The following is a 21861-nucleotide window of genomic DNA, read 5'->3' on the forward strand; positions in this document are numbered from 1 at the left end:
CGCGATTACCTCAAACAGCTGGGCCCGCTACATTAGACGTATCGGCACTACGTTCGCCGCGCCCGAGCGCGCGCCGCAGCACCACCTCAAGCGCTGCCTTCTGTTCGACGTACTCGGTTTCGGTTAATCGGCCCTGCAGTTTATCGGTCTCCAGCGCAAAAAGCTCTTCCTTCATTGCCGCGAGCAGGGAATCGGGACCAGTCGCAACTGTCGCTGCGCCGACCGGATTCACTGTCTGCACTGGACCGTTCTTCAGCATCACACCCGCGCCAACCGCCATCACCAGCCCCAGTCCGCCGAGGATCCACCACTTATACTTCGCCCAAGGATCGTTGGTTCCTTCGGGGTCGAGCGGAACTCCCAACCCGCCTCCAGGCCGCGTATCACTAGCCGCCGTGCCACTAGCTCCAGCCTGCGCCGAAGCATCCGCCGGAGCCGGTCCGCCCTCACCAGCCGTAGTAGGAGTACCGGTATCCCGTGGCATCTGTCCCGTACCTGAAATCGTAAAATCCAGCGCCTGCGAGGGCTGCACCGAGCGTGCCACATACGTCTGCGCCGTGGTCTCTTCAGTCACCGGCGTATAAGGTGCAGACGGACCCGGCTTAAACGTCATACTCTTCGGCATCATGACCGCAACAGTATCCGTCGGCATCATCACACGCGGGGCAAACTTCAAGCTCCCGCTATAGGGCAACCGATACGTAATTTGAAACCGCGTCTCCCCCGGCCGAATCGGAAAGATAAAGGCATAATGATTCGGCTCACCCAGAGGTACTGGCGAAGCCTGCACCGGCATCCCTCCAGGTGACAACGCAGCCGACCCCTCGACCACTGCGCCGTCCGGAAGGTAAAACTCAAACGGTCTGTCGCTGAACTGGGTCAACGGAGGATTCGACTCATTCTTTACAAAGAAATTCTCAACGATATGCAGCGCCTTCCCACTCTCGTCCGTCTGCAGACGCATCACATCGGCCTCGCTGCTCACGCCCTTCACCTTGGCAGCAGCGTTATAGACGTCCACTTCAACCGACTGCGTTCCCGGAGGTGCCGGACGAAAATAATTCGCCTTATCATGCGTCACCCGCACCAGATGAATTCCGTTATCCGGAAGATCCAAAGTAAAGTGCCCCTTCGAATCGGTCTTGGTCCGCGCCGCTTCCTGCATGCCTTGTTGCAGACGGATCAGAACAACATCATCTCCAACCGCAGGCTTATTCGTCGTCTTATTTGTAACTGTGCCGGTGATCGAGTCAGCAAATGCAAAGCCGGAAAAGGCTGCCGTCACTGCAGCAGCCATAACAACACGTCGGAGGAAAGAAGGTAAAAAGGTCACGCTTAAGTTTACGTCAAACTAGCCGCCACCAACGACGTCAGGCCCTGCTTCGCCGCCCAAAATCACCACGAGCCTGCAGCGCATCCATCTCAGCGATCACCCGTGCCGCTTCATCTTCCAATCCTGCCCGCTGTTCCGCATAGTCCTGCTCCGGATACTTCCCAGCAAGAAACTCGAAGTTCAAATCCCGCAGGTTTTCGTAGATGACATCCTTCCGCTCGCGCAGATAGTCGACCCGTGTCTTATCTGCCTGCACAAAAGGATTGCGCTCCGGCCAGAAGATGAACACGAACAACGCAAACGTCAGCACCACTCCCGCAATCATGCCCATCAGTACTCCGTCTCCCGTCGAATCCGTTCCCGCAATGCGTCACCGGCAACATTCGGCACTGCAACACTAACCGGAAGTTGTCGACCCGAACGCAGCTTCCACATCCGGATCAATAATCCGGTTCCCACTGTAGCCAAAAAGAACACCGCCATCGGCGCAATCCACGCCACGTTATCGAAGCCACCGCGAATCGGAGCTGCCAGTACGGTAGACCCATACTTCGCCGCAAACCAATTGAAGATCGAAGTAGCCGACCCGCCACCATCCACCTGTGCGTGCAGTTCCCCAATCATCACCGGCGAAACCGGGCATCCGACATGGTTGCACTCCAGCAACACCTGTCCGCATCCACAGGTGCAGATCATCTCGTGGCCAATTTTCTCGAACCGCGACGAGGGAGTCGCGCCGAGCATTACCACCGCCAATAAACAAACCAACCCAGCCTGCATCCACCGACGGAACGAGAGTCTAAACATGGTGGACCTCAGCTTCAACCATCGGCGTCTCAGGCACGACACGCGCCGCCGTTCGTGTGAGGTTCGGCACCAGCGCCAGGAACGTACCCCCCACCACAATCAACACCCCAATCCAGATCCAATTCATCAGCGGATTCAGGAACACCTTGATGATTGGCCGATCCGTATCCGGATTCTTTCCCTCATAGATCACATACAGATCGCTGGCCAAAGTCGAATGCAGCGCTACCATCGTCGACGAAGTCTGACTCGCCTGATAAAAACGCTTCTCTGGCGCAAGCTGCGTAATCTGCTTGTTGCGCTTGAACACATCTAACAGGGCATACTCCGTGTCGTAGTTCTTGTTGCTGTCCTGCGTGAAGCTCTTGCACACCAGCCGATACGGCCCAAGCTTCAGCGTATCGCCATAGCCCATCTCCTGCTCATGCGACTGGTTGAACGCCCCACCTGCGATCCCGATAAACATTACGACAATTCCGAAGTGAACAATGTACCCGCCGTATCGCCGCGTGTTTCGCCTCACAAGAAGCACAGTCGAAGCCAGCAAATTCTTCCCGGTCTGCGTTCGCACCACAGAAGCGCCACGCAGAAACTCTGCCGTGATTGCCGTAATTACTCCAGCGGCCAGCGTAAACGTCACTAGAGAAAACAAGGTAGCCTGCCAGTCGTCACCAGCCTCCCAAGGTCGCACGCCAACAATCAACAGCACAACTAACGTCACACCCATCGCGATCGAGGGCAGAATAAAATTCCGGCGAATCGATCGCAGCGACGTGGACCGCCAAGCCAAAAGGGGGCCAATCCCAGTAAGAAACAACAAAAACAGACCAATGGGAAGGTTCACGCGGTTATAAAACGGCGCTCCCATCGTAACCTTCGTGCCCTGCACATACTCCGAAAGCACAGGAAACAAAGTCCCCCACAGCACTGTAAAACAAGCCGCCAGCAAAATCAGATTATTGAACAGAAAGCTGGATTCGCGGCTAACCAGCGACTCAAGCTTGTTTTCCGACTTCAAATGATCCTTCTGCTTGAAGAACGTAAACAAACAAACCGCAAACACGATCAGGATGAACCCATAAAACCAGTCACCAATCGAACTCTGCGCAAACGCATGCACCGAGCTAACGATCCCCGATCGCGTAAGCAGCGTCCCCAGAATCGTCAACATAAACGTCGAGAAGATGAGCCACACATTCCAGCTCTTCATCATCCCGCGCTTCTCTTGCATCATCACCGAGTGCAGAAACGCCGTTCCCGTCAGCCATGGCATCAACGAAGCATTCTCTACCGGATCCCAACCCCAGTACCCGCCCCAACCCAGCACGCTGTAAGCCCAATGCGCGCCAAGAAAGATCCCGCACGTCAAAAACAGCCACGTCACCATCGTCCAGCGCCGGGTAATGTGAATCCACTTCTCACCCGGGTACCGCATCATCAGCGCACCCAGTGCAAACGCAAACGGCACCGAAAACCCCACGTATCCCAGATAAAGCATGGGCGGATGAATCACCATCTCCGGATACTGCAGCAGCGGATTCAACCCGAACCCATCCGTCGCTACCGGCCCAGGCTGAATCGCAAACGGCGGTGCCGCAAAGTTCAGCAGAAGCAGAAAGAAGACCTGAATCCCAGCCAGAATCGTTGACGCAAACGCCGAGAGCCGCACATCCACCTTGTGTCGCAGCCGCAGCACAAACCCATACGCCGAAAGCAGCCACGCCCAAAGCAGCAGCGAGCCTTCCTGTCCCGACCATAAGGCGGAAAACTTATAAGCCGTATTCAGGTCCCGATTGGTATGGTGCAAAATGTACGAGACAGAATAATCATTAGTAAATGAGGCCCACACCAGCGCAAACGCAGCGCAACTCAACGCTACAAAGCTGCTGATTCCTGCCCGCCTGGCCGTCTCGCCCAGACGCCCCGCCCCGCCGTCCACACCTGCGGAGAGCCCGCGCGTACGCCATAGGGCCACCCCACCCATCACTAGGGTGTAGACGCTCAGCGCCAAGGCCAGCAACAGCGTGAAACTACCAAACTCCGGCATCGGATGCAGTCGCATGTATTCCTCTACCCTATTCTCTCAAGGGTAGCGTGTAACGGCAATCGGCCATGGGGTGGATGAGAGTTTACCGGCGAACTAATTGACGGTTGGGGGCACTGAACCAGGACTATCCCGCACCAATTGATGTACCGTCGCCAACAGTTGGTCCGGCAACAGCGGTTTCATCCGGAAGGTTACATTCAATCCGTCATACTCCTGCTCCGCTTCTTCCAGACCGCTAATCACCATCACAGGCAAAGCCGGATGCGTCTTGCGCAAAGCTCGAACAAAATCCGAGCCATTCAACCCTGGCATCAGGTGATCAGTAATCACCAGCCGGATCTCGGTAGGGAAATCTCCACCCTGAAACTGTTCCAGTGCACGCGCCGGATTTAAAGCCGCAATTACGAAGTAGCCGGCACGTTTCAGAATCGTCTGCCGCGTCGCTGCTTGTATAGCGTTGTCGTCGATAAGAAGAAGGGTAGCTGCCATGCGGGAAACCGTTTGCTCCAAGGGAGAGTTCGACAATAAATTCACTTTCACACCTATCGGTGGAACATATTTCTCTGCGTGAGCAGAGCTAGCTGGACAACTCAACTGCTACATGTGATGCATGATCTTGATTCTACGTTGGTAGCAGCCTCTTTTTTTGAGACTAAGGTTGTATGGCCCGCGTGCGTTACGTGGCGGCACTCGTGCCATTGAAAAAGGCACCTGTCAGACAATATCCACGCGAGACTTGGACGCCTACCCCTAAAACATTTAGAGTTGGCCCCAGCACATATCGATCCTCACAATTCAGATTGTTGTAAACACTAAGGGTTACCGTGAATCTCTCCATCATCGACTGGCTCATCATGCTGGTCTATTTCGTCTTCGTTCTGGGCATCGGCTTCGCGCTCAAGCGCTACATGCGTACCTCGAACGATTTTTTCCTCGCGGGCCGTTCTATACCCGCCTGGGTCTGCGGCCTTGCCTTCATCTCCGCCAACCTCGGTGCTCAGGAGGTAATCGGCATGGGGGCTTCCGGTGCGAAGTATGGCATCATCACCAGCCACTTCTATTGGATCGGTGCCATCCCCGCTATGGTGTTCGTCGGCATCTTCATGATGCCCTTCTACTACGGGTCAAAAGCCCGCTCCGTCCCCGAATACCTCCGCATGCGCTTCGACGAGAAGACCCGCGCCGTCAATGCCTTCTCCTTCGCCATCATGACCGTCCTAAGCTCCGGCATCTCGATGTACGCGATGGCGCTGCTCATCCAGACCCTCGGTCTCCTCCACGGCGTCATCCCCGATGCCTACATCTTTCACGTCTCCGTCTTCTTATCGGCAATCATCGTCCTGGGCTATATCTTCCTCGGAGGCCTTACCAGTGCCATCTACAACGAAGTCCTCCAGTTCTTCCTCATCGTCGCCGGCTTCGCCCCTCTGGTCTGGATCGGCCTGCGCAACGTAGGCGGCTGGCAGGGAATCAAGCACACTCTCCCCGCCAACATGACGCACTCCTGGCGCGGGATGGCCCATGCTTCCACCAACACGCTCGGCGTTGAGTGGGTCGGTCTCGCAATGGGTCTCGGCTTCGTCCTCTCCTTCGGCTACTGGTGCACCGACTTCCTCGTCATCCAGCGAGCTATGGCGGCAGACTCCGAGGTCTCCGCCCGTCGCGTACCTCTCATCGCCGCCATCCCGAAGATGTTCTTCCCCTTCCTGGTCATCATGCCCGGCCTGATCGCTGTCACAGTCACGAGCCACATGGCCGGAGCGGGCACTCCTACGACTATCTCCACCGTTGCCCCTGACGGCACCCCGCTTCCACTCGATGACCAGCACCCCCACGGCATTATCCCCGTAAAGACCGACCCACTCAGCGGCAAACCCGTCTTGAACAGCAACGGCACCCCCGTCTATAACTACGACCTCGCAATACCGGTTATGCTCCTGCACTTCTTCCCAACCGGCATCCTTGGTCTTGGCCTGACGGCGCTGCTCGCTAGCTTTATGTCCGGCATGGCTGGCAATGTCACAGCCTTCAACACAGTCTGGACCTACGACATCTACCAGGCTTATATCAACAAGAAAGCAACCGACGCACACTACCTGTGGATGGGTCGAATGGCCACCATAGGTGGCGTCGCTCTCTCTGTCGCGGCAGCCTACATCGTCACCAACTTCAACAACATCATGGACGCGCTCCAGCTCGTCTTCTCCATTGTCAACGCGCCTCTCTTCGCAACCTTCCTCCTCGGCATGTTCTGGAAGCGCACCACAGGCCACGGAGCCTTCACCGGCCTCCTCGCCGGTACAGGAGCCGCGCTGCTGCATCACGGCCTCACCATCCCCACCGACGCCCACCCCGGCATCCACGGCGGCTGGATCGCCATCGTCCACCACTACCCCAGCGACATGGCGCAGAACTTCTGGACAGCCATCTTCGCTTTCACGGTCAATCTGCTCATCACTACCGCGGTCTCACTCGTCACCAAGCCCCGCCCCGAGCCCGAACTCGTAGGCCTCGTCTACTCCCTCACCCCCAGACCGATCGATACCCATCTGAACTGGTATCAAAAACCCGCAATCCTTGGTGTCGTCGTCCTCGCCATGCTCATTGCCCTCAATCTTGTCTTCGCATGATGTCCACGCTGTCATTTCGAGTGGAGCAAGGAACCCCGCACTAACGTGTCTGCCGTTGCCTTTCTTGTTGTCTCCCCGCAGGGGATCTGCTGTTGCACTTCGGAATACTCAAACTTACTGGAGCACCAAATGGGACTCGACATCCGCATCCCCCTCGGCCTGATCTTCCTCCTCATCGGCGGCCTCATGAGCGTCTACGGCTTCCTCACCCGCACCAGCGCCGCTATCTACGAAAAATCGATGGGCATTAACCTCAATCTCACATGGGGCCTCCTCATGTTCGTCTTCGGCCTCGTCATGTTCCTCGTAGGGCGACGTCAGAAGTGGCAAGACGACCCCGTCAATCCCCGTCCCTGGGAGCAGGGAAACCGTCCCAATCACTAAGCATTCCATTCCCTGAACCCAGCAACTCGGCCATCATTCCTGGGCAGCAAGCATAGCGGTCGGTGCCGGTACACCATCGCATACATGCGGCTCGTAAAAAAACACATCCGGTTTCCTCTTCGAAGAGTCAAACCGCGAAGAATCAACTAAGGAGAACACCATGAGTACATTCACCACCAAAGACGGCACTGAAATCTTCTACAAAGATTGGGGCACTGGAAGCCCTGTCGTCTTTTCGCACGGCTGGCCCCTGAACGCCGACGCCTGGGATCTCCAGATGATGTTTCTTGCCGACAAAGGCTATCGCGTCATCGCGCACGACCGCCGCGGGCACGGCCGCTCAAGCCAACCATGGAACGGCAATAACATGGACACCTACGCCGACGATCTCGCTGAACTCGCCGAACACCTCGATCTGAAGGGGGCAACCCACGTCGGCCACTCCACCGGCGGAGGCGAAGTCGCCCGCTACATCGGCCGTCACGGCACCAAGCGCGTTGCCAAAGCCGTCCTCATCGGCGCCGTCCCTCCGATTATGTTGAAGACCGACGCGAACCCGGCCGGTTTGCCCATCTCTGCCTTCGACGGCATTCGAGCCGGAGTTCTCGCCGACCGTTCCCAATTTTTCAAAGACCTCAGCCTGCCCTTCTACGGCTATAACAAGCCAGACGCAAAGCCTTCCCAGGGCGTCCGCGACGAGTTCTGGCGCGAGGGAATGCTTATGTCGATCAAGGGTGCCTACGACTGCATCAAGCAGTTTTCTGAGACCGACTTCACGGAAGATCTGAAAAAGATCGACGTTCCCACCCTCGTTCTTCACGGTGACGCCGATCAGATCGTCCCAATCGTCGCATCTGGCCTGCTCACAGCGAAGATCGTCAAAAACGCAACCCTAAAGGTTTATCCCGGTGCGCCGCACGGCATGTGTACGACGCAAGCCGACAAGGTCAATGCGGACCTACTGGCCTTCCTCATGTCTTAACCACAAAACTGTGACAAAGACTGGCCACCTCACCTGTTCGAGGAGGCCAGATCAAAATCATTGCGTCGCATTTGAGCGAAAGAAGCTAACAAAGTTCTTTGTTGCCCGAAAACGGTGAAAGCAAACGCGAGCTTCGTATCTTTGCCGCATCGTTCCCATCTTTGCATCAATGAACGGCAAATAACGCTCCCTAAACCATCCACACCTCGTCACTTGCGATAATGGACTGATGAAGCGCCGCGAAATCAAGCAGTACGAGTTTGTCCGCAAGATAGGCGCAGGCGGCAGCGGCGTTGTCTTTTTGGCCAACGACACCCTCCTCCAGCGCCCCGTCGTCCTCAAACTCCTTAAACGCGGCAACCTCACCATCGAGCAGATGCGCGCCACCCAGCTCCGCGAAGCCCGTCTTGCCTCAGCCATCGACCACCCTAACGTCTGCGCCATCTACGACGTAGGCGAAGCCCCCGAAGAGGACGGCAACGGAGAAGAAGCCTACATCGTCATGCAGTACATCCCCGGCAAGAGCCTTGACAAGCTCATCGCCGAGGGCCCCGCCAGCCTCCAACTCGTCCTCTCTGCCGGCATCCAGACCTCCGACGGGCTCTCTGCCGCCCACAACCTCGGCATCTTCCACCGGGACCTCAAGCCCGCTAACGTCATGCTCACCGACGGCGGCCTCATCAAGATCCTCGACTTCGGCCTCGCCCGCCGCCTCCGTCCCGACCAGGCCGAGTTCGACCCCTCCGGCCCCACCAACAAGCGCACACCCGCCGCCCCCGGAGCGACCTACACCGCCCGCGGCGGCACCATCGCCTACATGGCGCCCGAGCAGTTCGTCACCGGCCAATCCAGCGTCCAGTCCGACATCTTCGCCCTTGGCCTCATCCTCTACGAACTCGCCACCGGCCGTCACCCCTTCCATCGTCCCGACGCAGCCGAGTTCCAATCGATCCGCGCCATCCAGTTCGCCGATCCACCCTCTATCCGTGAGATAGCCCCCAACCTCCCCGTCGAACTTGAATCCGTCATCCTGCGCTGTCTCGAAAAACAACCATCCGCCCGCTTCGGCTCCGCTGCCGAGGTTCGCGAAGCCCTCAAGACCATCATGATGGCCATGCAGCTCGACTCCGTCCTGCTCCCCGGAGACAACATCTCCCTCCGCCCCACCCAGGGCCGTCTCGCCCTCGATACCCCCGAAGAAGAGAAGCGCACCACCGGCATCCTCTCTATGCTCGCCGAGCGCTTCCGCGAGTCAGGCAACGCCTCCGTCAGCAACCAGAACAGCATCGTCGTGCTCCCCTTCGTCAACTTTGGCCCCGCCGACGTCGCTCCTCTCTACGGCTACGCCCTCGCCGACGCCATCGCCACACGCCTCACCCGCATGTCCACCCTGGTCGTTCGCCCGTCCAGCTCCTTCATGAACATCCCCACCCATCAGCTTGATCCGCTCAGCATCGGCAAAAAGCTCCTGGTCAACTTCGTCCTCGCCGGCAACTTCCTCCGCTCCGATCAGGGATTCGACCTCAACTGGCAGCTCCTCGACGTCCCCGGCCAGAGCGTCCGTGCCGGAGGCTCCATCAACGTCGCCTCCTTCGATCTAGTCTCCGTTCAATCCGAGATCTGCAACGAGGTCTTCAGCACCCTGCAAGGCTTCGGAGATCTCGCCTCACACGACACTCCCCGCGCCGCCTCGCTCTCCGAAGACGTCTCCGAGGAATACCTTCAGGCTCGCGCCGTTCTCTCCTCCTTCATGACCCGCACCGGCAGTCGCGAAGACCTCGATCGCGCCTGCGAACTCTTTACCAATGTCACCAAACAGAACGAGAAGTATGCCCCAAGCTGGTCCGGCCTCGGCATCACCCACCTTCAGTACGCCCGCCACGGTCTCGGCGGCCAGATGCACGTACTCGAAGCCCGTCGCGCCTTCGACAAGGCCCTCGCTCTCGATCCCGGCTCCGTCGAAGCCAACCTCTACCGCGTCTACATGCTCCTCTCCCGCGGCGAAAAAGAGTCTGCCCGGCACGGCATCGAGAACCTCCTCCAGACCGCCGGCAACGACTGGAACGTCCGCCTCGTCGCCGGTCAGACTCTTCGCATCGACGGCATGTATGACGAAGCTCTCGACCAGTTCAATGCCTCACTCCGCATGAACCCCTCGAACGCGGCGATGATTTACAACCATCGCGCCCGAGTCTACCAGTACCAGAACCAGATGGAACTCGCCGCTGACGAGATAGAAAAGGGTCTCACCCTCGAACCCCGTCAGCCACTCCTCCGCATCTCCCTCGGCTACCAGCAGATGCGTACCGGCGACCTCCCAAAGGCCATCGAAACCCTCGAAAACGTCATCCGCGACGACTCCTCCCTCCGCATCGTTTTTCCCACGATTGCCCTCTGCTACGTCCAGCTAGGCGACCGCCCAAAGGCCGCTAGCTTTATCGTCGACGAGACCCTCTCTGCAGCGGAGGCCGACAGCGAGATGGCCTACCGCCTGGCCACCTACTTCGCGCTTGAAGGCGACGAGTCTGAGGCTCTCCACTGGCTCCGCCGTGCCATCTACCTCGGCAACGAGAACTATCCGTGGTTCAGCAAAAACCCCGCATGGCGCAAGCTTCAAGGCCACGGTGACTTCGAACGAATCCTCGAAGACCTCAAAAAAAGCTACCGCCGCAACCAAAAAAACTGGAAGCGCCTCCTGGCTCAAGTTCGCAACTAGTAGGGTCCTGGCGCCGAAGGCGCGTCAGCCTCGATGGCAGATCGCGCCGTGCGCGCAGCACGCCGTTGTAGTTAGTCTTGAAGCGTTAAAGAAAAAAAGCCGGGAAGATATCCCGGCCTCCGGATCAAATAAATGAAGCCTACTGAGAAGCGCCTACTCCACCCACAACGCTCGTATTCAAGCTGCCAACGGGCGAGCCACTCAGCGGAGTCAAAATCATCGGTGTCGTCAGGCTGAACACCAACTTTGCATCTGTTGGAAGCGTCGCCTGACGATCCTGCTTCAGCCAGATCACTGTACTCACACCCGCGCCAATCCCCGCACCAACCGCGGCCCCAACCCCTCCGCCAATCAACGCGCCGGTTGCCGCTCCGGCACCCGTAACGCCACCAATAATCGCAAGCGTCTCCTTGGTGTGGCTCTTGCGCTTTAGCGTTCCCTCGTTATCCACGCTGAACTCATTCTTTCCCGTATCGATCAGCTGTGCATGCACGATGTAGTGCGTCCCATCCGGCAGCGTCACGTTCCTGGTCTCCAGATGCAGCAGCGCCGCACCTGAAATCACCTTCCCGCCATGAACCTCCGTTACCTGCCCATCGAGAATCGAGCCAACAGGAATGATCACGCGTCCATTTCTTTCGATAGGCTCCGTCACCTCCGCAGTAAATCTGGTCCCCACCACCGTCGAACTAGTAGAAAGCGTATTTAGAACCTTCGTTCTCAGCAGCGTTCCTTCGCGGAGTTCGCCCGCGCGTTCCGGCACGCTGGTAACGATCATAGCGTCCAGATCATTCGCCGGCGGATCATTACTGACAAAACTGGTGGCAGTGGTCGTGGAACCCGCAGCCTTATAAGGGACATACGGCCCATACACCGTCGCGTCCGTTGTCGAGGACGTCGATACGGCAGCACTTGGCTTGGGCGCTACCGGCGTCACCGGAGCCGCATCGTCTGTACTTGAGATCACCGCAGGGTCAGGACGGGAGACCCCCATAGTCGGGTTCTGGGAGAATGCGGGAACAGCAGCAAGCACAAGAGCGGCGGTCGTGATCTGTATCTTCATCGGTAGATCCTCGTTGGACAGATTCGAGCACTGGCTCATCCAGCACTCCTATCAATACAAAGGTTAGAACTCCTACCTCAACCGTGCAGCAAATTCGCCAGCAGGGAATCGAGCCTGCTAATAAGCCCTTCAACGCCTCCCACAGCCTAGTCAATTCACCGTACATTGCGGCACTACCTGCTTTCCCTTTGCTAAAATTCGTCAGGTGAGCCCATCCGACGCAAAGCTGGTGCAATCCATCTCCATAGCAGGTGGCCGCACCGTCCCAGTCGACCGTCGTCCAAAGTTAAACGAACGGTTGAACCACCGCGTCGTCTCCCAACATTCAGCCCCATCTACAAACAGGAGCAACATGACCGAGATCGTTTCTATCCACGCACGCGAAATTCTGGACTCACGCGGTAATCCAACCGTCGAGGCCGACGTCATCCTCGACGGCGGTGCCAAAGGCCGCGCCGCCGTACCCAGCGGAGCCTCCACCGGCGAGCACGAAGCCGTAGAACTTCGTGACGGAGACAAAGACCATTACCTCGGCAAAGGCGTCCTCCAGGCCGTCGAAAACGTCGAGACCATCCTCGGACCCGAACTCACCGGCATGGACGCCAGCAACCAGCGCCTCATCGACGCCACCATGATCTCCATCGACGGCACGGAAAATAAATCCAAGCTAGGCGCCAACGCCATCCTCGCCGTCTCCATGGCCGTAGCCCGCGCGAGCGCCGAAGCCCTCAAGCTCCCCCTCTACCGCTACCTCGGCGGAGTCAATGCCTGTCTCCTCCCAACGCCCATGATGAACATCCTCAACGGCGGCTCCCACGCCGACTCCAACGTCGACTTCCAGGAGTTCATGGTCATGCCCGTCGGCGCCGAGACCTTCTCCGACGCACTCCGCTGGGGCGCCGAAGTCTTCCACACCTTGAAGGGCGTTCTCAAGAAGAAGGGCTACAACACCGCCGTCGGCGACGAAGGTGGATTTGCCCCCTCGCTCAAATCCAACGACGAAGCTCTCGACCTAGTCCTCGAAGCCATTCACCTCGCTGGCTACACCGCAGGCGAAGACATCTCCATCGCGCTCGACCCGGCTTCCAGCGAGTTCTACAACAAAGAGACCGGCAAGTACGTCTTCAAGAAGTCTGACAAACGCGAGCTCTCCTCCGAAGAGATGACCGCGTTCTGGGAGAGCTGGGTCAAGAACTACCCCATCATCTCCATCGAAGACGGCCTCGCGGAAGACGACTGGACCGGCTGGGCGCACCTTACTCAAGTCCTCGGCGACAAAGTCCAGCTCGTAGGCGACGACCTCTTCGTCACCAACACCCAGCGTCTCCAGCAGGGAATCGAGCAGAAGGTCGCCAACTCCATCCTCATCAAGGTCAACCAGATTGGCACCGTCAGCGAAACCCTCGAAGCCATCGAGCTTGCTCGTCGCTTCGGCTACACATCGATCATCAGCCATCGCAGCGGCGAGACCGAAGACACCTTCATCGCCGACCTCGCGGTAGGCACCGGAGCAGGTCAGATCAAAACCGGCAGCGCATCCCGCACCGACCGCATAGCGAAATACAACCAGCTCCTCCGTATCGAAGAAGAGCTAGGCCAATCCGCTGAATTCCTCGGCATCGAATCGGTCAACTTCGGGGAATAAGTATCCCGAAGCTGCCTTCTCATCGTCAGCTAAAACCGCGTCATCCCGACCGAAGCCGCTCACAGTCTCATCGTGAGCGGCGCAGCGGAGGCCCCCCCGCATTTTGCCCTGTAGCGACAACACGATCCAACGAGCTACGTTAGCCCGCAACCGTCTCAGACTGTGCCAACTCAAACGTGAGATTCACTGACCGTGCTCCCACCGGCCGCGTCCGATGTCGTACCCCACGAGGAATCGTAAGCATCTGTCCCGGAGAGAGCTCCCGCGATCCGCCCTCAAACTCGATGCAGAGTCGACCTTCGACCATCAGAAACGTCTCATCCGAGTTTGGATGAAAGTGCCAATGGTACGGCTCGACCATAGTGGCAATCCGAACGACATGGTCATTCACTTTACCAATCGGATGATTGTCGTATCCGACATGCGATGAAGACTCTGCCGTCAGCGTGATGATCTCTGGAAGCTCTCCATTCATCGTCGACCCTCACTTCCAATCTAATCCCGCAAGTCTCAGCGTAACCGTTTGATCGAAGTTCTCTCGAAGTGCAATCGCGCAACGAGAGCCCGAAATGCAACCGCATCGCCTCAGTTTACAAACGATTGAATACCCATTCATAATGGCCAGCGACAGAAAACCCTAGCCTCGTCGGTACGGAGAACGCATGCTAAGTCCCCGCAAGCGCACCACTCTCACCCTGCTCTTCGCAATCATCCTTGTGGCCCATCACCTTCCTGCCCAAACCGACGCCTTCGTCCAGCGCATCGGAACCAAACTCACCCTCGGTAGCTCTCCCTTCCGCTACAGCGGCCCCAACATCGAGTGGCTAGGCCTCGAAGGCTATGGCCCCCACGACCCAATGGGCCCCCGCTATCCAAGCCGTTTTGAGATCGACGATGCCTTCGCCACCGCCTCCGAGATGGGCGCAAAGGTCGTCCGAGCCCAAACCATGGGTGACACCGTAGGCTGCCCTCTCTGCATCGAGCCCGAAGAAGGCAAGTTCAACGAAGCTGCCTTCCAAGCCAGCGACTACGCTGTCGCCGCCGCGCAAAAGCACGGCATCAAGCTCATCATCCCTCTCGTCGGCGACTGTGCCACCTGCGCGGGCGGTGGCATTGGCCAATACCTCGCATGGCACCGCAAACCCAACCCACAGGACTTCTTCATCGATCCCGCTCTCATCGCCGCCTACGAAAAACACATCGATGCTGTCCTCAATCACATCAACCCACTCACCGGAATCCGCTACAAAGATGACCCAACCATCATGGCGTGGGAGAACTGCAACATGTGCGGCCTCATCACCATGCTCTCCGGCGGAGGCCCAGCCGCCCTCGCGCAGGTTTCTGCGTGGTCCGAAACCATCGGCGCTCACATCAACCAGGTAGACTCACGCCACCTCTACCTCGACACCACCGGTATATTCCGCGTCTACCCACTCATCCTCGACAACAAGAGCATCGATCTTGTCACCTTCGAGTTCTATCCGCACTGGGATGCGCTCCTCGGCCCCAACCAACCTCCCACCACCGCAGCCACCTTCACCAAAGACGCCGCAGTCGTCACCAGCCACAGCAAGGCATTCATCGTGAATGAATTCGGCTGGGACCGCACCGACTGGAAGACTACCCAAGACTTCCAATCTGTTCTGGACACCATCGCCTCCGATCCGAACATCTCCGGCGATGGCTTCTGGGCGCTTCAGGCGCACCTGGACAACTTCGGATTCCAACCTATCCCCGCCGATGCCACGAACCCTACATTCGCGGAGCACGGTGAGAGCGGGCAGTGGTGGGCGCTCTACTATCCCGGCGTCAAAACCCTCGTCAACACTGCAGACGACATGGCCGCCCGAGCCCAGCAGCTCCGCACCCACGCCTACGTCATGTCCGGCACTCCAGTCCCGAAGCACATGACTCCACCACGCCCCGTTATCACAGCGACTGTGCTCGTCGGTCTTATTGCATGGCGAGGTTCTGCCGGTGCCATCAACTACTCCATCGAACGCAATGATCCCGGCACAAAAGAATGGAAGACCATCTGCGACCGCTGCGCGACAGACTCCGACGATCCCTGGGCCGATCCACATGGCACACTCGGCGGTGCTCACTACCGAGTCATTGCCTACAACGCAGACGGTGTCGCAAGCCAACCATCCGACCCCAGATAAAGGTATATAAGTCACGAAGTGACCGCCCGAACCGGGGTCCCCGCAAACAGGTCTTCGTTTGCGGGGTGGCCAAGCGCAGCGGGCCCGTCCGGCAGGACACAAATAGTCAGCCGCGCATCCAACCAACATGCGACTAACCGAACAAGATCATCTCTTCGTCCTAACCGGAGCCGGCATCTCAGCCGAAAGCGGTCTCGCCACCTTTCGCGGCTCCGGCGGCCTGTGGAACGGCTATCGAGTCGAGCAAGTCGCAACCCCGGAGGCCTGGGATGCAGACCCAACCCTCGTCTGGCACTTCTACTCCCAGCGCCGACGCAACGCCTCTTCAGCACAGCCTAACGCCGCACACGTTGCCCTCACACAAATCGAGCAACAGCTAGGCGACCGCTTCTACCTCTGCACACAAAACGTCGACGACCTCCACGAGCGCGCTGGCTCCAAACGCATCCATCACATGCACGGCTCGCTCTTCCAGTCCCGCTGCACTCGCTGCGATCAACCCTTTCCCGACACAGCCCTCTACGAAACCGCCGAGACCCTTCCGCAATGCGATCAATGCGGAGCCCCAGTCCGCCCGCACATCGTCTGGTTCGGCGAAATCCCCCTCGACATGGACGCCATCTATCGCCAACTGAGCCGTGCCACGGTCCTTCTCGTCGTAGGCACATCCGGCTCCGTCTATCCCGCTGCTGGCTTCGTCGACATCGCTAACCAGCAGCGCACCCGCACCATCTACGTCGGCCCCGAAGAGCCTCTCAACCGCGAAGCCTTCGACGAGATCCTCCTCGGCACCGCGACCGAAGTTCTACCCTCACTCATCGACCAAGCTAACGCGACCTAACGCGACCGAGGCCGCACCATCACCAGTGCAGTCAAGTCTTCCTCAACAACATCTTCCCGCCAGAATTGCAGATTGCGAAGACCGCCCTTAGGGCTCTTCTTGAAATCGTTCGCCGCGTGCAACGTAAACTCGGCAATCTCTGCCGCCGAATCTGTCTTTGCGCTATGCAAAACGCTCTGCACCCTCTCCGCCCCAAAATGCGTATTCCCTCGCTGAGTCTCGACGATGCCCTTCGTCACGAGAAGCAGTTTCGCCCCCGGTTCAAACGCCTGCATCGAAGGTTCGTACGTCAAGTGCGTGAAGAGGCCCATCGGCATCGCTACATTCGGCAATGAGCGCGTCCCCTCCGAATCATGAAATACCGCTGTCAGCCCACCCGCGTTGACATACGCAAAAAGCCCGAGCGCCAAATCGTAACAGCCAATAAACGTTGGTGAGAATCTCACCCCATGAGCCGCTCGCATCAACGCATGGTTGATCTCCTGCACCAACTGCGCTGTGCCGTCCATCAGGTTTGTCTCACGTGATTGGAAGACCTTAGCACCCGCCTGACGAAAGACCTCCTGCACCTTAGCCGCGATAGGTTCGGCCTGCTCTTTGGTGCCCGCAATATCGGTCAGCATAACGATAATGTGCGAGCCAAGATTAACCGCATCAAAAAAATCGCCGCCCGTGCGCGAAGAAAAGTACCGTGCGTGCAGATCAAGGTTCGGATGCGGCTTCAGCTCCAAAGGGAGTGGAGTCCGGCCATGCGCTGTCGATCCGGTCTGTGAAGAACTCATGGCAGCTCCTGATGGATTGTTCCGGAGATTGTAACCCGTCTGTACCTCAAGATTCAGACGAATCGAGACGTCGTGCATAAACAAGGCCTTGCCCAACATCAAGCCAGCTCAACAGGCCTCTCACATTGTTGTTATCCTGACCATGAAAGCATCAAAGTCCAGGCATCAAATACAGCGAGACACGAAGCCACTATGCCCAAAGCGCCAATAGTCCTCACCATCTTAGACGGCTGGGGATATCGCCCCGAGACCCACGGCAACGCCATCGCCCAGGCCCGCAAACCCACCTACCACGCGCTCCTCCGCGACTATCCCAACACGCTCCTCCGCGCGAGCGAACACTTCGTCGGCCTTCCTGACGGCCAGATGGGCAACAGTGAAGTCGGTCACCTCAACCTCGGCGCCGGCCGCATCGTCCGCATGGACATGACCCGCATCGACACCGCCATCCTCGACGGCTCGCTCTACACCGACCCCACGTTGGTCCGCGCCTACGAATTAGCCGGTCAGAAGGGAAGAGCACTCCACCTCATCGGCCTCCTCTCCGACGGCGGCGTCCACTCCCACCAGCGCCACCTCGACGCCCTCATCCGCATGGCCGCCCAGCACAAGCTCACCCGCGTCTTCATCCACGCCTTCGTGGACGGCCGCGACACCATGCCCACCAGCGGCCTCGGTTACCTCGAGCAGCTCTTCCACACCCTCAAGGAAGCCGGAACCGGCCAACTAGCCAGCGTCAGCGGCCGCTACTACGCCATGGACCGCGACCTCCGCTGGGAAAAAGAAAAACAAGCCTTCGACGCTCTCGTCACCGGACGCCCCGAAGGCGGCACCTACGCCGACCCCATCGCCCGCATCAAAGAGCTCTACAACAACGGCATCACCGACGAGTTCATCCCGCCCTTCACCTGCATGAAACCCGACGGAGACCACTCCAACGGCCTCATCCCAGTTGGGCTGATAAAAGACCGCGACGTCGTCATCAACTTCAACTACCGTGCCGACCGCGTCCGCCAGATCACCCGCGTCCTCACCCGCCGCTCCGGCCTCACCGCCGACCCCATCGGCAGCCAGGGCCACATGCTCCCCAAAGCGGCAGAGCTTGACGCAGAGATCCCGCTCAACACCGTCCCCGCCGACCTCCACTACGTCTGCATGACCCAGTACGACAAAAACTTCAAGCTCCCCATCGTCATCCCCGCCGAGTCGATGGACAACCTCCTCGCCAACCTCATGTCCCAGGCCAACCTCCGCAACCTACGCGTCGCCGAGACCGAAAAGTACGCCCACGTCACCTACTTCTTCAACGGCGGCATCGAAAAGCCATTTCCCGGCGAAGACCGCGCCCTCGTCCCCTCGCAAAAAGTAGCGACCTACGACCTCGCCCCCGAGATGTCCGCTGCAGGCATCGCCGACGCTGTCATCAAAGCAGTCAGCGACACCGCCTTTGACGTCATCATCGTAAACTTTGCCAACGCCGACATGGTCGGCCACTCCGGCATGATGGAGCCCACCATCCGCGCCGTCGAAACCGTAGACACACAACTAGGCCGCATCTATCGCGAGATCAAACAACGCGGCGGCACTCTCCTCGTCACCGCCGACCACGGCAACGCCGAGATGCTCATCGACCCAGCCACCGGAGGCCCCCACACGGCCCACACCACCAACCCGGTACCCTTCCTCTACATCACCGAAGAAGGCAACACCCCCACCCTTCGCGAAGGCGGCAGCCTCCGCGACATCTCCCCCACTATCCTGTCCTTGCTAAATCTAGACCAACCCAACCAAATGACCGGCGGCAACCTCCGCACAACCCATGCACCCGAATGAGATGGCATCCGGCGAGGATCTGGCATTTTTTGTTGTCATTCCGTAGCGAAGCGAAGGAATCTGCTTTCCGGTTGCTGCTGCAATCTGTCGATAACCAGCTCTACAAGACAAGCACTAGAGACTTAGTTCGAGGATGTAAGCAATGGGACCTAAAAAACATCACATAAAAGCGGTGCTGATGATTTCTACGGATGTGCAACGTGCTTCGGTCCGCAAATGAACGCGGCAGATGCTCCTTGTAAGTCGGCAGGAGTGAATACTGAGATAACGAACTGCATGTTTAACGCATGGAAAACCGCGGACGCGGAGTTAAACCGAGTCTATGCACAAAGTCGGCAGCGGTTAGAGGGTGAAGACTTGCAGCGGCTAATCGTCGCGCAACGCCTCTGGATCCAATTCAGGGATGCGAATTGCGACGCAGCGTACGGCCTATATGGGGTGGCAGCGCTGGGCCAATGGTGCGCGCGGCCTGTCTAGAGAAAGATACGAGGGAAAGAGTGAAAGAGTTGAAGATCATGTACGCCGACCACTAAAATCCCTCGACCTTCCGTGCCCGCGTCGTAGTCTTACCCAACAATCCCCACCGTCCCATCCACCCTCTTCGTAAACGAATGAATCAGCTTTCCCTTCTCATCCAGATGTCGCACCGTAAGCATCTCAGGCGTAACCTCCAGATCGCTGAACCCGTACACCCTCTCAGCCATTGGCCCACGCTCTGCCACATCGATAGCCAGCGGATACAAATCCGCCCCACCCCCACCCGACAAGACAAACGAAGTAGGATGCCCATCAAACTCCAGGTGCTGCATATCATGGTCATGCCCCGCCAGATAGAGATGCACCTTGTGCTTCCGCAGCAACGGCTCCCAATCCCGAATCAGCACCTTATGGTCCCCATGTGGCCCATTCGAATAGATCGGATGATGCCCCATCACCACTAAAAACGGCGTAGTCCGCGGTTTCTCAAGCTCCGTCGTCAACCAAGCCAACTGTTCCGCCTGCTGCTCCGGCGTCAACGTGAAGTTCGTTCCCTTGTCCCACTTCCCATCCTTAGACGGCATATTGCTATCGAGAGCAATCACCGTCATCAGAGGCTTCTTCGCCGGAAACTCAAAGCTGTACCAAAGCGAGGGCATCGTCCACCGCGTTCCACCAGCCTTCGCATACTCCAGCTCAGCCGCGACCTTACTCTCCGGCATCCTTTGATAGTCATGGTTCCCCGGAATTGCATACGCCGGGCAGTCAAACACGCTCTTCGGATACATCTCCTCGAACTGCGTCTGCCAGCGCTTGTCCTTCACTCCATCCGGCAGCGGTCCATACCAGTTATCGCCCAGCATAAACAGAGCCTCAGTTTTGAAGCCCTGCTCACGAACATAAGCCTGCATCCCCTTTGCCACGCGGCTCTGTGCTGTGAAGTTCTCATAACCCCAGTCACCCACCATCAACAGGCGCGAACCACCAGCACTCGCGCCAGCCTTCGAACCGGCAAACAAAGGCGAAGCGCCAAGCCCAGCCAACGCACTAAACGCAAAACTCTGACGCAGAAAGCGCCGCCGCGAAATCATCTCATTCGAACTCATATATTAATTCTCTTTCCCGCAGTCTTAGACGAAGACACTCGCCCAAAAGCCGCACCGTAAACCGGCACGGAGATTAAAGTTCACGCCGGCCTTCCATCGCCCGCGTCATCGTCACTTCATCGGCGTACTCAATGTCGCTACCCGCCGGCACTCCTGTAGCAATCCGCGTCACCTTCAAATCACTCTTAGCGTTGCGCAGTTCATGCGCCAGATACCCCGCAGTCGCCTCACCCTCCGTAGTCGGAGAGGTCGCGAGAATAACCTCATCCAACTCCATCAGCCGCGTCAACAGATTCGCAATCCGCAACTGCTCGGGCCCCACCCCGCCAATCGGCGACAACGTTCCATGCAACACGTGGTAAACGCCGTTATAGCTCCGCGTCTTCTCAATCGTCGCAATATTGGTCGGCTCCTCCACCACGCACACCACCCGCTGATTCCGCACCGAACTCGTGCAATACCCACAAGGATCGACATCAGTAATGTTGTTACACACTGAACAAAGCCGCAGGTGCAACTTCAACTCACGTATCGCAACCGACAGAGCCTCGGCATCCTCCGCAGACGACCGCAGCACATGAAACGCCAGCCTCTGCGCACTCTTTGTTCCAATTCCCGGCAGCTTCCTCAACTCTTCAATCAGCCGCGACATCGGCTCCGCAAACCGATTCGGATTCGTTTGAAAAGACCCAGCCATTTAGCCCAGCCCTGGCAGATCCGGCAACCCCAACCCACCCATCAGCCCCGCCACGCTCGACTTCATCGCCTCATCTGCACGCCGCCCCGCCTCATTCACCGCCGCCGCAATCAAATCCTCCAGCAGCTCAAGATCGCTCGCCGAACTTCCCATCGCCGTCGGCTCGATCTTCACCCGCAGCACTTCCTTCTTGCCATTCATCCGCACAGTCACAACGCCGCCGCCGCTCGAAGCCTCCACCACCGTCGCAGCGAGCTTCTTCTCCATCTGCTCCTGCATCTGCTTCGCCTGCCCCATCATCTCTTTCATCTTGCCCAGATCAGAGAAATCCATCATCACCTCCGTAGTCC

General features: G+C 58.2%; 21 protein-coding genes. 9 read left to right on the forward strand and 12 right to left on the reverse strand.

Annotated elements, in window-relative coordinates:
- Nucleotides 1-10 precede the first annotated feature (10 nt).
- The 5 genes from RBB82_RS20400 to RBB82_RS20420 form a co-directional block, all read right to left on the reverse strand.
- Nucleotides 11-1297: a carboxypeptidase regulatory-like domain-containing protein gene (locus tag RBB82_RS20400; protein ID WP_433972575.1), complete on the reverse strand. Its 1287-nt coding sequence runs from the start codon at nt 1295-1297 to the stop codon at nt 11-13.
- A gap of 73 nt (nt 1298-1370) precedes the next feature.
- Complete coding sequence (locus RBB82_RS20405; protein WP_260738705.1) at nt 1371-1664, reverse strand: hypothetical protein; 294 nt, start codon at nt 1662-1664, stop codon at nt 1371-1373.
- Nucleotides 1664-2140, reverse strand: a complete 477-nt coding sequence (locus RBB82_RS20410; protein ID WP_433972576.1) for a cytochrome c-type biogenesis protein CcmH — start codon at nt 2138-2140, stop codon at nt 1664-1666. Before RBB82_RS20410 ends, RBB82_RS20405 begins: the two co-directional genes overlap by 1 nt.
- Nucleotides 2133-4202 carry a heme lyase CcmF/NrfE family subunit gene (locus RBB82_RS20415; protein ID WP_433972577.1) on the reverse strand — a complete coding sequence of 690 codons (2070 nt, stop codon included), beginning with the start codon at nt 4200-4202 and terminating at the stop codon, nt 2133-2135. Before RBB82_RS20415 ends, RBB82_RS20410 begins: the two co-directional genes overlap by 8 nt.
- A 78-nt stretch (nt 4203-4280) precedes the next feature.
- Complete coding sequence (locus RBB82_RS20420; RefSeq protein WP_433972578.1) at nt 4281-4676, reverse strand: response regulator; 396 nt, start codon at nt 4674-4676, stop codon at nt 4281-4283.
- Between the two features lie 335 nt (nt 4677-5011).
- On the opposite strand from RBB82_RS20420, the gene RBB82_RS20425 reads away from it, so the two are divergent.
- From RBB82_RS20425 to RBB82_RS20440, 4 genes are all read left to right on the forward strand, one after another.
- A complete protein-coding gene (locus RBB82_RS20425) occupies nt 5012-6817 on the forward strand; it encodes a sodium:solute symporter family protein (RefSeq protein WP_433972579.1) in 1806 nt (601 codons plus the stop codon).
- Nucleotides 6818-6946: 129 nt separating this feature from the next.
- The gene (locus tag RBB82_RS20430) at nt 6947-7201 is read left to right on the forward strand and encodes a hypothetical protein (protein WP_433972580.1); all 255 of its coding nucleotides are present in this window, start codon (nt 6947-6949) and stop codon (nt 7199-7201) included.
- Nucleotides 7202-7361: 160 nt separating this feature from the next.
- Entirely contained in the window at nt 7362-8183 is an 822-nt protein-coding gene (locus RBB82_RS20435; protein ID WP_433972581.1) for an alpha/beta fold hydrolase, read from the forward strand.
- A gap of 229 nt (nt 8184-8412) precedes the next feature.
- On the forward strand, nt 8413-10899 hold the full coding sequence (locus RBB82_RS20440) for a protein kinase domain-containing protein (protein WP_433972582.1): 2487 nt from the start codon (nt 8413-8415) through the stop codon (nt 10897-10899).
- Between the two features lie 139 nt (nt 10900-11038).
- Here the strand turns inward: RBB82_RS20440 and RBB82_RS20445 are convergent, their stop codons facing one another.
- Both RBB82_RS20445 and RBB82_RS20450 read right to left on the reverse strand, forming a co-directional pair.
- The gene (locus RBB82_RS20445; RefSeq protein WP_433972583.1) at nt 11039-11962 is read right to left on the reverse strand and encodes a hypothetical protein; all 924 of its coding nucleotides are present in this window, start codon (nt 11960-11962) and stop codon (nt 11039-11041) included.
- A gap of 201 nt (nt 11963-12163) precedes the next feature.
- Nucleotides 12164-12316 carry a hypothetical protein gene (locus RBB82_RS20450; RefSeq protein WP_433972584.1) on the reverse strand — a complete coding sequence of 51 codons (153 nt, stop codon included), beginning with the start codon at nt 12314-12316 and terminating at the stop codon, nt 12164-12166.
- On the opposite strand from RBB82_RS20450, the gene eno reads away from it, so the two are divergent.
- Nucleotides 12315-13607 carry a phosphopyruvate hydratase gene (gene eno, locus RBB82_RS20455; protein WP_433972585.1) on the forward strand — a complete coding sequence of 431 codons (1293 nt, stop codon included), beginning with the start codon at nt 12315-12317 and terminating at the stop codon, nt 13605-13607. The genes RBB82_RS20450 and eno overlap by 2 nt on opposite strands.
- A gap of 139 nt (nt 13608-13746) precedes the next feature.
- On the opposite strand, the gene RBB82_RS20460 is transcribed toward eno, so the two are convergent.
- The gene (locus RBB82_RS20460) at nt 13747-14082 is read right to left on the reverse strand and encodes a cupin domain-containing protein (RefSeq protein WP_433972586.1); all 336 of its coding nucleotides are present in this window, start codon (nt 14080-14082) and stop codon (nt 13747-13749) included.
- Between the two features lie 187 nt (nt 14083-14269).
- On the opposite strand from RBB82_RS20460, the gene RBB82_RS20465 reads away from it, so the two are divergent.
- Nucleotides 14270-15775 (forward strand): hypothetical protein, encoded by a 1506-nt coding sequence (locus RBB82_RS20465; protein WP_433972587.1) that lies wholly within the window; start codon nt 14270-14272, stop codon nt 15773-15775.
- Between the two features lie 127 nt (nt 15776-15902).
- The gene (locus tag RBB82_RS20470; protein ID WP_433972588.1) at nt 15903-16616 is read left to right on the forward strand and encodes an SIR2 family NAD-dependent protein deacylase; all 714 of its coding nucleotides are present in this window, start codon (nt 15903-15905) and stop codon (nt 16614-16616) included.
- On the opposite strand, the gene RBB82_RS20475 is transcribed toward RBB82_RS20470, so the two are convergent.
- Nucleotides 16613-17398, reverse strand: coding sequence for a PP2C family protein-serine/threonine phosphatase (locus RBB82_RS20475; RefSeq protein WP_433972589.1), 786 nt, complete (start codon nt 17396-17398; stop codon nt 16613-16615). The genes RBB82_RS20470 and RBB82_RS20475 overlap by 4 nt on opposite strands.
- A gap of 192 nt (nt 17399-17590) precedes the next feature.
- Here RBB82_RS20475 and gpmI point away from each other — a divergent pair, with 192 nt between their 5' ends.
- Both gpmI and RBB82_RS20485 read left to right on the forward strand, forming a co-directional pair.
- Nucleotides 17591-19231: a 2,3-bisphosphoglycerate-independent phosphoglycerate mutase gene (gpmI, locus tag RBB82_RS20480; protein ID WP_433972590.1), complete on the forward strand. Its 1641-nt coding sequence runs from the start codon at nt 17591-17593 to the stop codon at nt 19229-19231.
- 216 nt (nt 19232-19447) lie between these two features.
- Complete coding sequence (locus RBB82_RS20485) at nt 19448-19708, forward strand: lysozyme inhibitor LprI family protein (RefSeq protein ID WP_433972591.1); 261 nt, start codon at nt 19448-19450, stop codon at nt 19706-19708.
- Between the two features lie 89 nt (nt 19709-19797).
- Here RBB82_RS20485 and RBB82_RS20490 read toward each other — a convergent pair whose 3' ends face one another.
- From RBB82_RS20490 to RBB82_RS20500, 3 genes are all read right to left on the reverse strand, one after another.
- Nucleotides 19798-20814: a metallophosphoesterase gene (locus RBB82_RS20490; protein ID WP_433972592.1), complete on the reverse strand. Its 1017-nt coding sequence runs from the start codon at nt 20812-20814 to the stop codon at nt 19798-19800.
- Nucleotides 20815-20887: 73 nt separating this feature from the next.
- Nucleotides 20888-21511, reverse strand: coding sequence for a recombination mediator RecR (gene recR, locus RBB82_RS20495; RefSeq protein WP_433972593.1), 624 nt, complete (start codon nt 21509-21511; stop codon nt 20888-20890).
- On the reverse strand, nt 21512-21844 hold the full coding sequence (locus RBB82_RS20500) for a YbaB/EbfC family nucleoid-associated protein (protein ID WP_433975428.1): 333 nt from the start codon (nt 21842-21844) through the stop codon (nt 21512-21514). It lies immediately after the preceding gene.
- Nucleotides 21845-21861: the final 17 nt, after the last annotated feature.

It is taken from the genome of Tunturiibacter lichenicola (genome assembly GCF_051013355.1).
In the GTDB taxonomy this organism is placed as follows: Bacteria; Acidobacteriota; Terriglobia; order Terriglobales; family Acidobacteriaceae; genus Edaphobacter; species Edaphobacter lichenicola_F.

Coding starts and splice junctions, on each gene's coding strand:
- RBB82_RS20400 (WP_433972575.1), bottom strand. CDS start 1,297: ATGGCTGCTGCAGTGACGGCAGCCTTTTCCGGCTTTGCATTTGCTGAC.
- RBB82_RS20405 (WP_260738705.1), bottom strand. CDS start 1,664: ATGGGCATGATTGCGGGAGTGGTGCTGACGTTTGCGTTGTTCGTGTTC.
- RBB82_RS20410 (WP_433972576.1), bottom strand. CDS start 2,140: ATGTTTAGACTCTCGTTCCGTCGGTGGATGCAGGCTGGGTTGGTTTGT.
- RBB82_RS20415 (WP_433972577.1), bottom strand. CDS start 4,202: ATGCGACTGCATCCGATGCCGGAGTTTGGTAGTTTCACGCTGTTGCTG.
- RBB82_RS20420 (WP_433972578.1), bottom strand. CDS start 4,676: ATGGCAGCTACCCTTCTTCTTATCGACGACAACGCTATACAAGCAGCG.
- RBB82_RS20430 (WP_433972580.1), top strand. CDS start 6,947: ATGGGACTCGACATCCGCATCCCCCTCGGCCTGATCTTCCTCCTCATC.
- RBB82_RS20435 (WP_433972581.1), top strand. CDS start 7,362: ATGAGTACATTCACCACCAAAGACGGCACTGAAATCTTCTACAAAGAT.
- RBB82_RS20440 (WP_433972582.1), top strand. CDS start 8,413: ATGAAGCGCCGCGAAATCAAGCAGTACGAGTTTGTCCGCAAGATAGGC.
- RBB82_RS20445 (WP_433972583.1), bottom strand. CDS start 11,962: ATGAAGATACAGATCACGACCGCCGCTCTTGTGCTTGCTGCTGTTCCC.
- eno (WP_433972585.1), top strand. CDS start 12,315: ATGACCGAGATCGTTTCTATCCACGCACGCGAAATTCTGGACTCACGC.
- RBB82_RS20450 (WP_433972584.1), bottom strand. CDS start 12,316: ATGTTGCTCCTGTTTGTAGATGGGGCTGAATGTTGGGAGACGACGCGG.
- RBB82_RS20460 (WP_433972586.1), bottom strand. CDS start 14,082: ATGAATGGAGAGCTTCCAGAGATCATCACGCTGACGGCAGAGTCTTCA.
- RBB82_RS20465 (WP_433972587.1), top strand. CDS start 14,270: ATGCTAAGTCCCCGCAAGCGCACCACTCTCACCCTGCTCTTCGCAATC.
- RBB82_RS20470 (WP_433972588.1), top strand. CDS start 15,903: ATGCGACTAACCGAACAAGATCATCTCTTCGTCCTAACCGGAGCCGGC.
- RBB82_RS20475 (WP_433972589.1), bottom strand. CDS start 17,398: ATGAGTTCTTCACAGACCGGATCGACAGCGCATGGCCGGACTCCACTC.
- gpmI (WP_433972590.1), top strand. CDS start 17,591: ATGCCCAAAGCGCCAATAGTCCTCACCATCTTAGACGGCTGGGGATAT.
- RBB82_RS20485 (WP_433972591.1), top strand. CDS start 19,448: ATGAACGCGGCAGATGCTCCTTGTAAGTCGGCAGGAGTGAATACTGAG.
- RBB82_RS20490 (WP_433972592.1), bottom strand. CDS start 20,814: ATGAGTTCGAATGAGATGATTTCGCGGCGGCGCTTTCTGCGTCAGAGT.
- recR (WP_433972593.1), bottom strand. CDS start 21,511: ATGGCTGGGTCTTTTCAAACGAATCCGAATCGGTTTGCGGAGCCGATG.
- RBB82_RS20500 (WP_433975428.1), bottom strand. CDS start 21,844: ATGGATTTCTCTGATCTGGGCAAGATGAAAGAGATGATGGGGCAGGCG.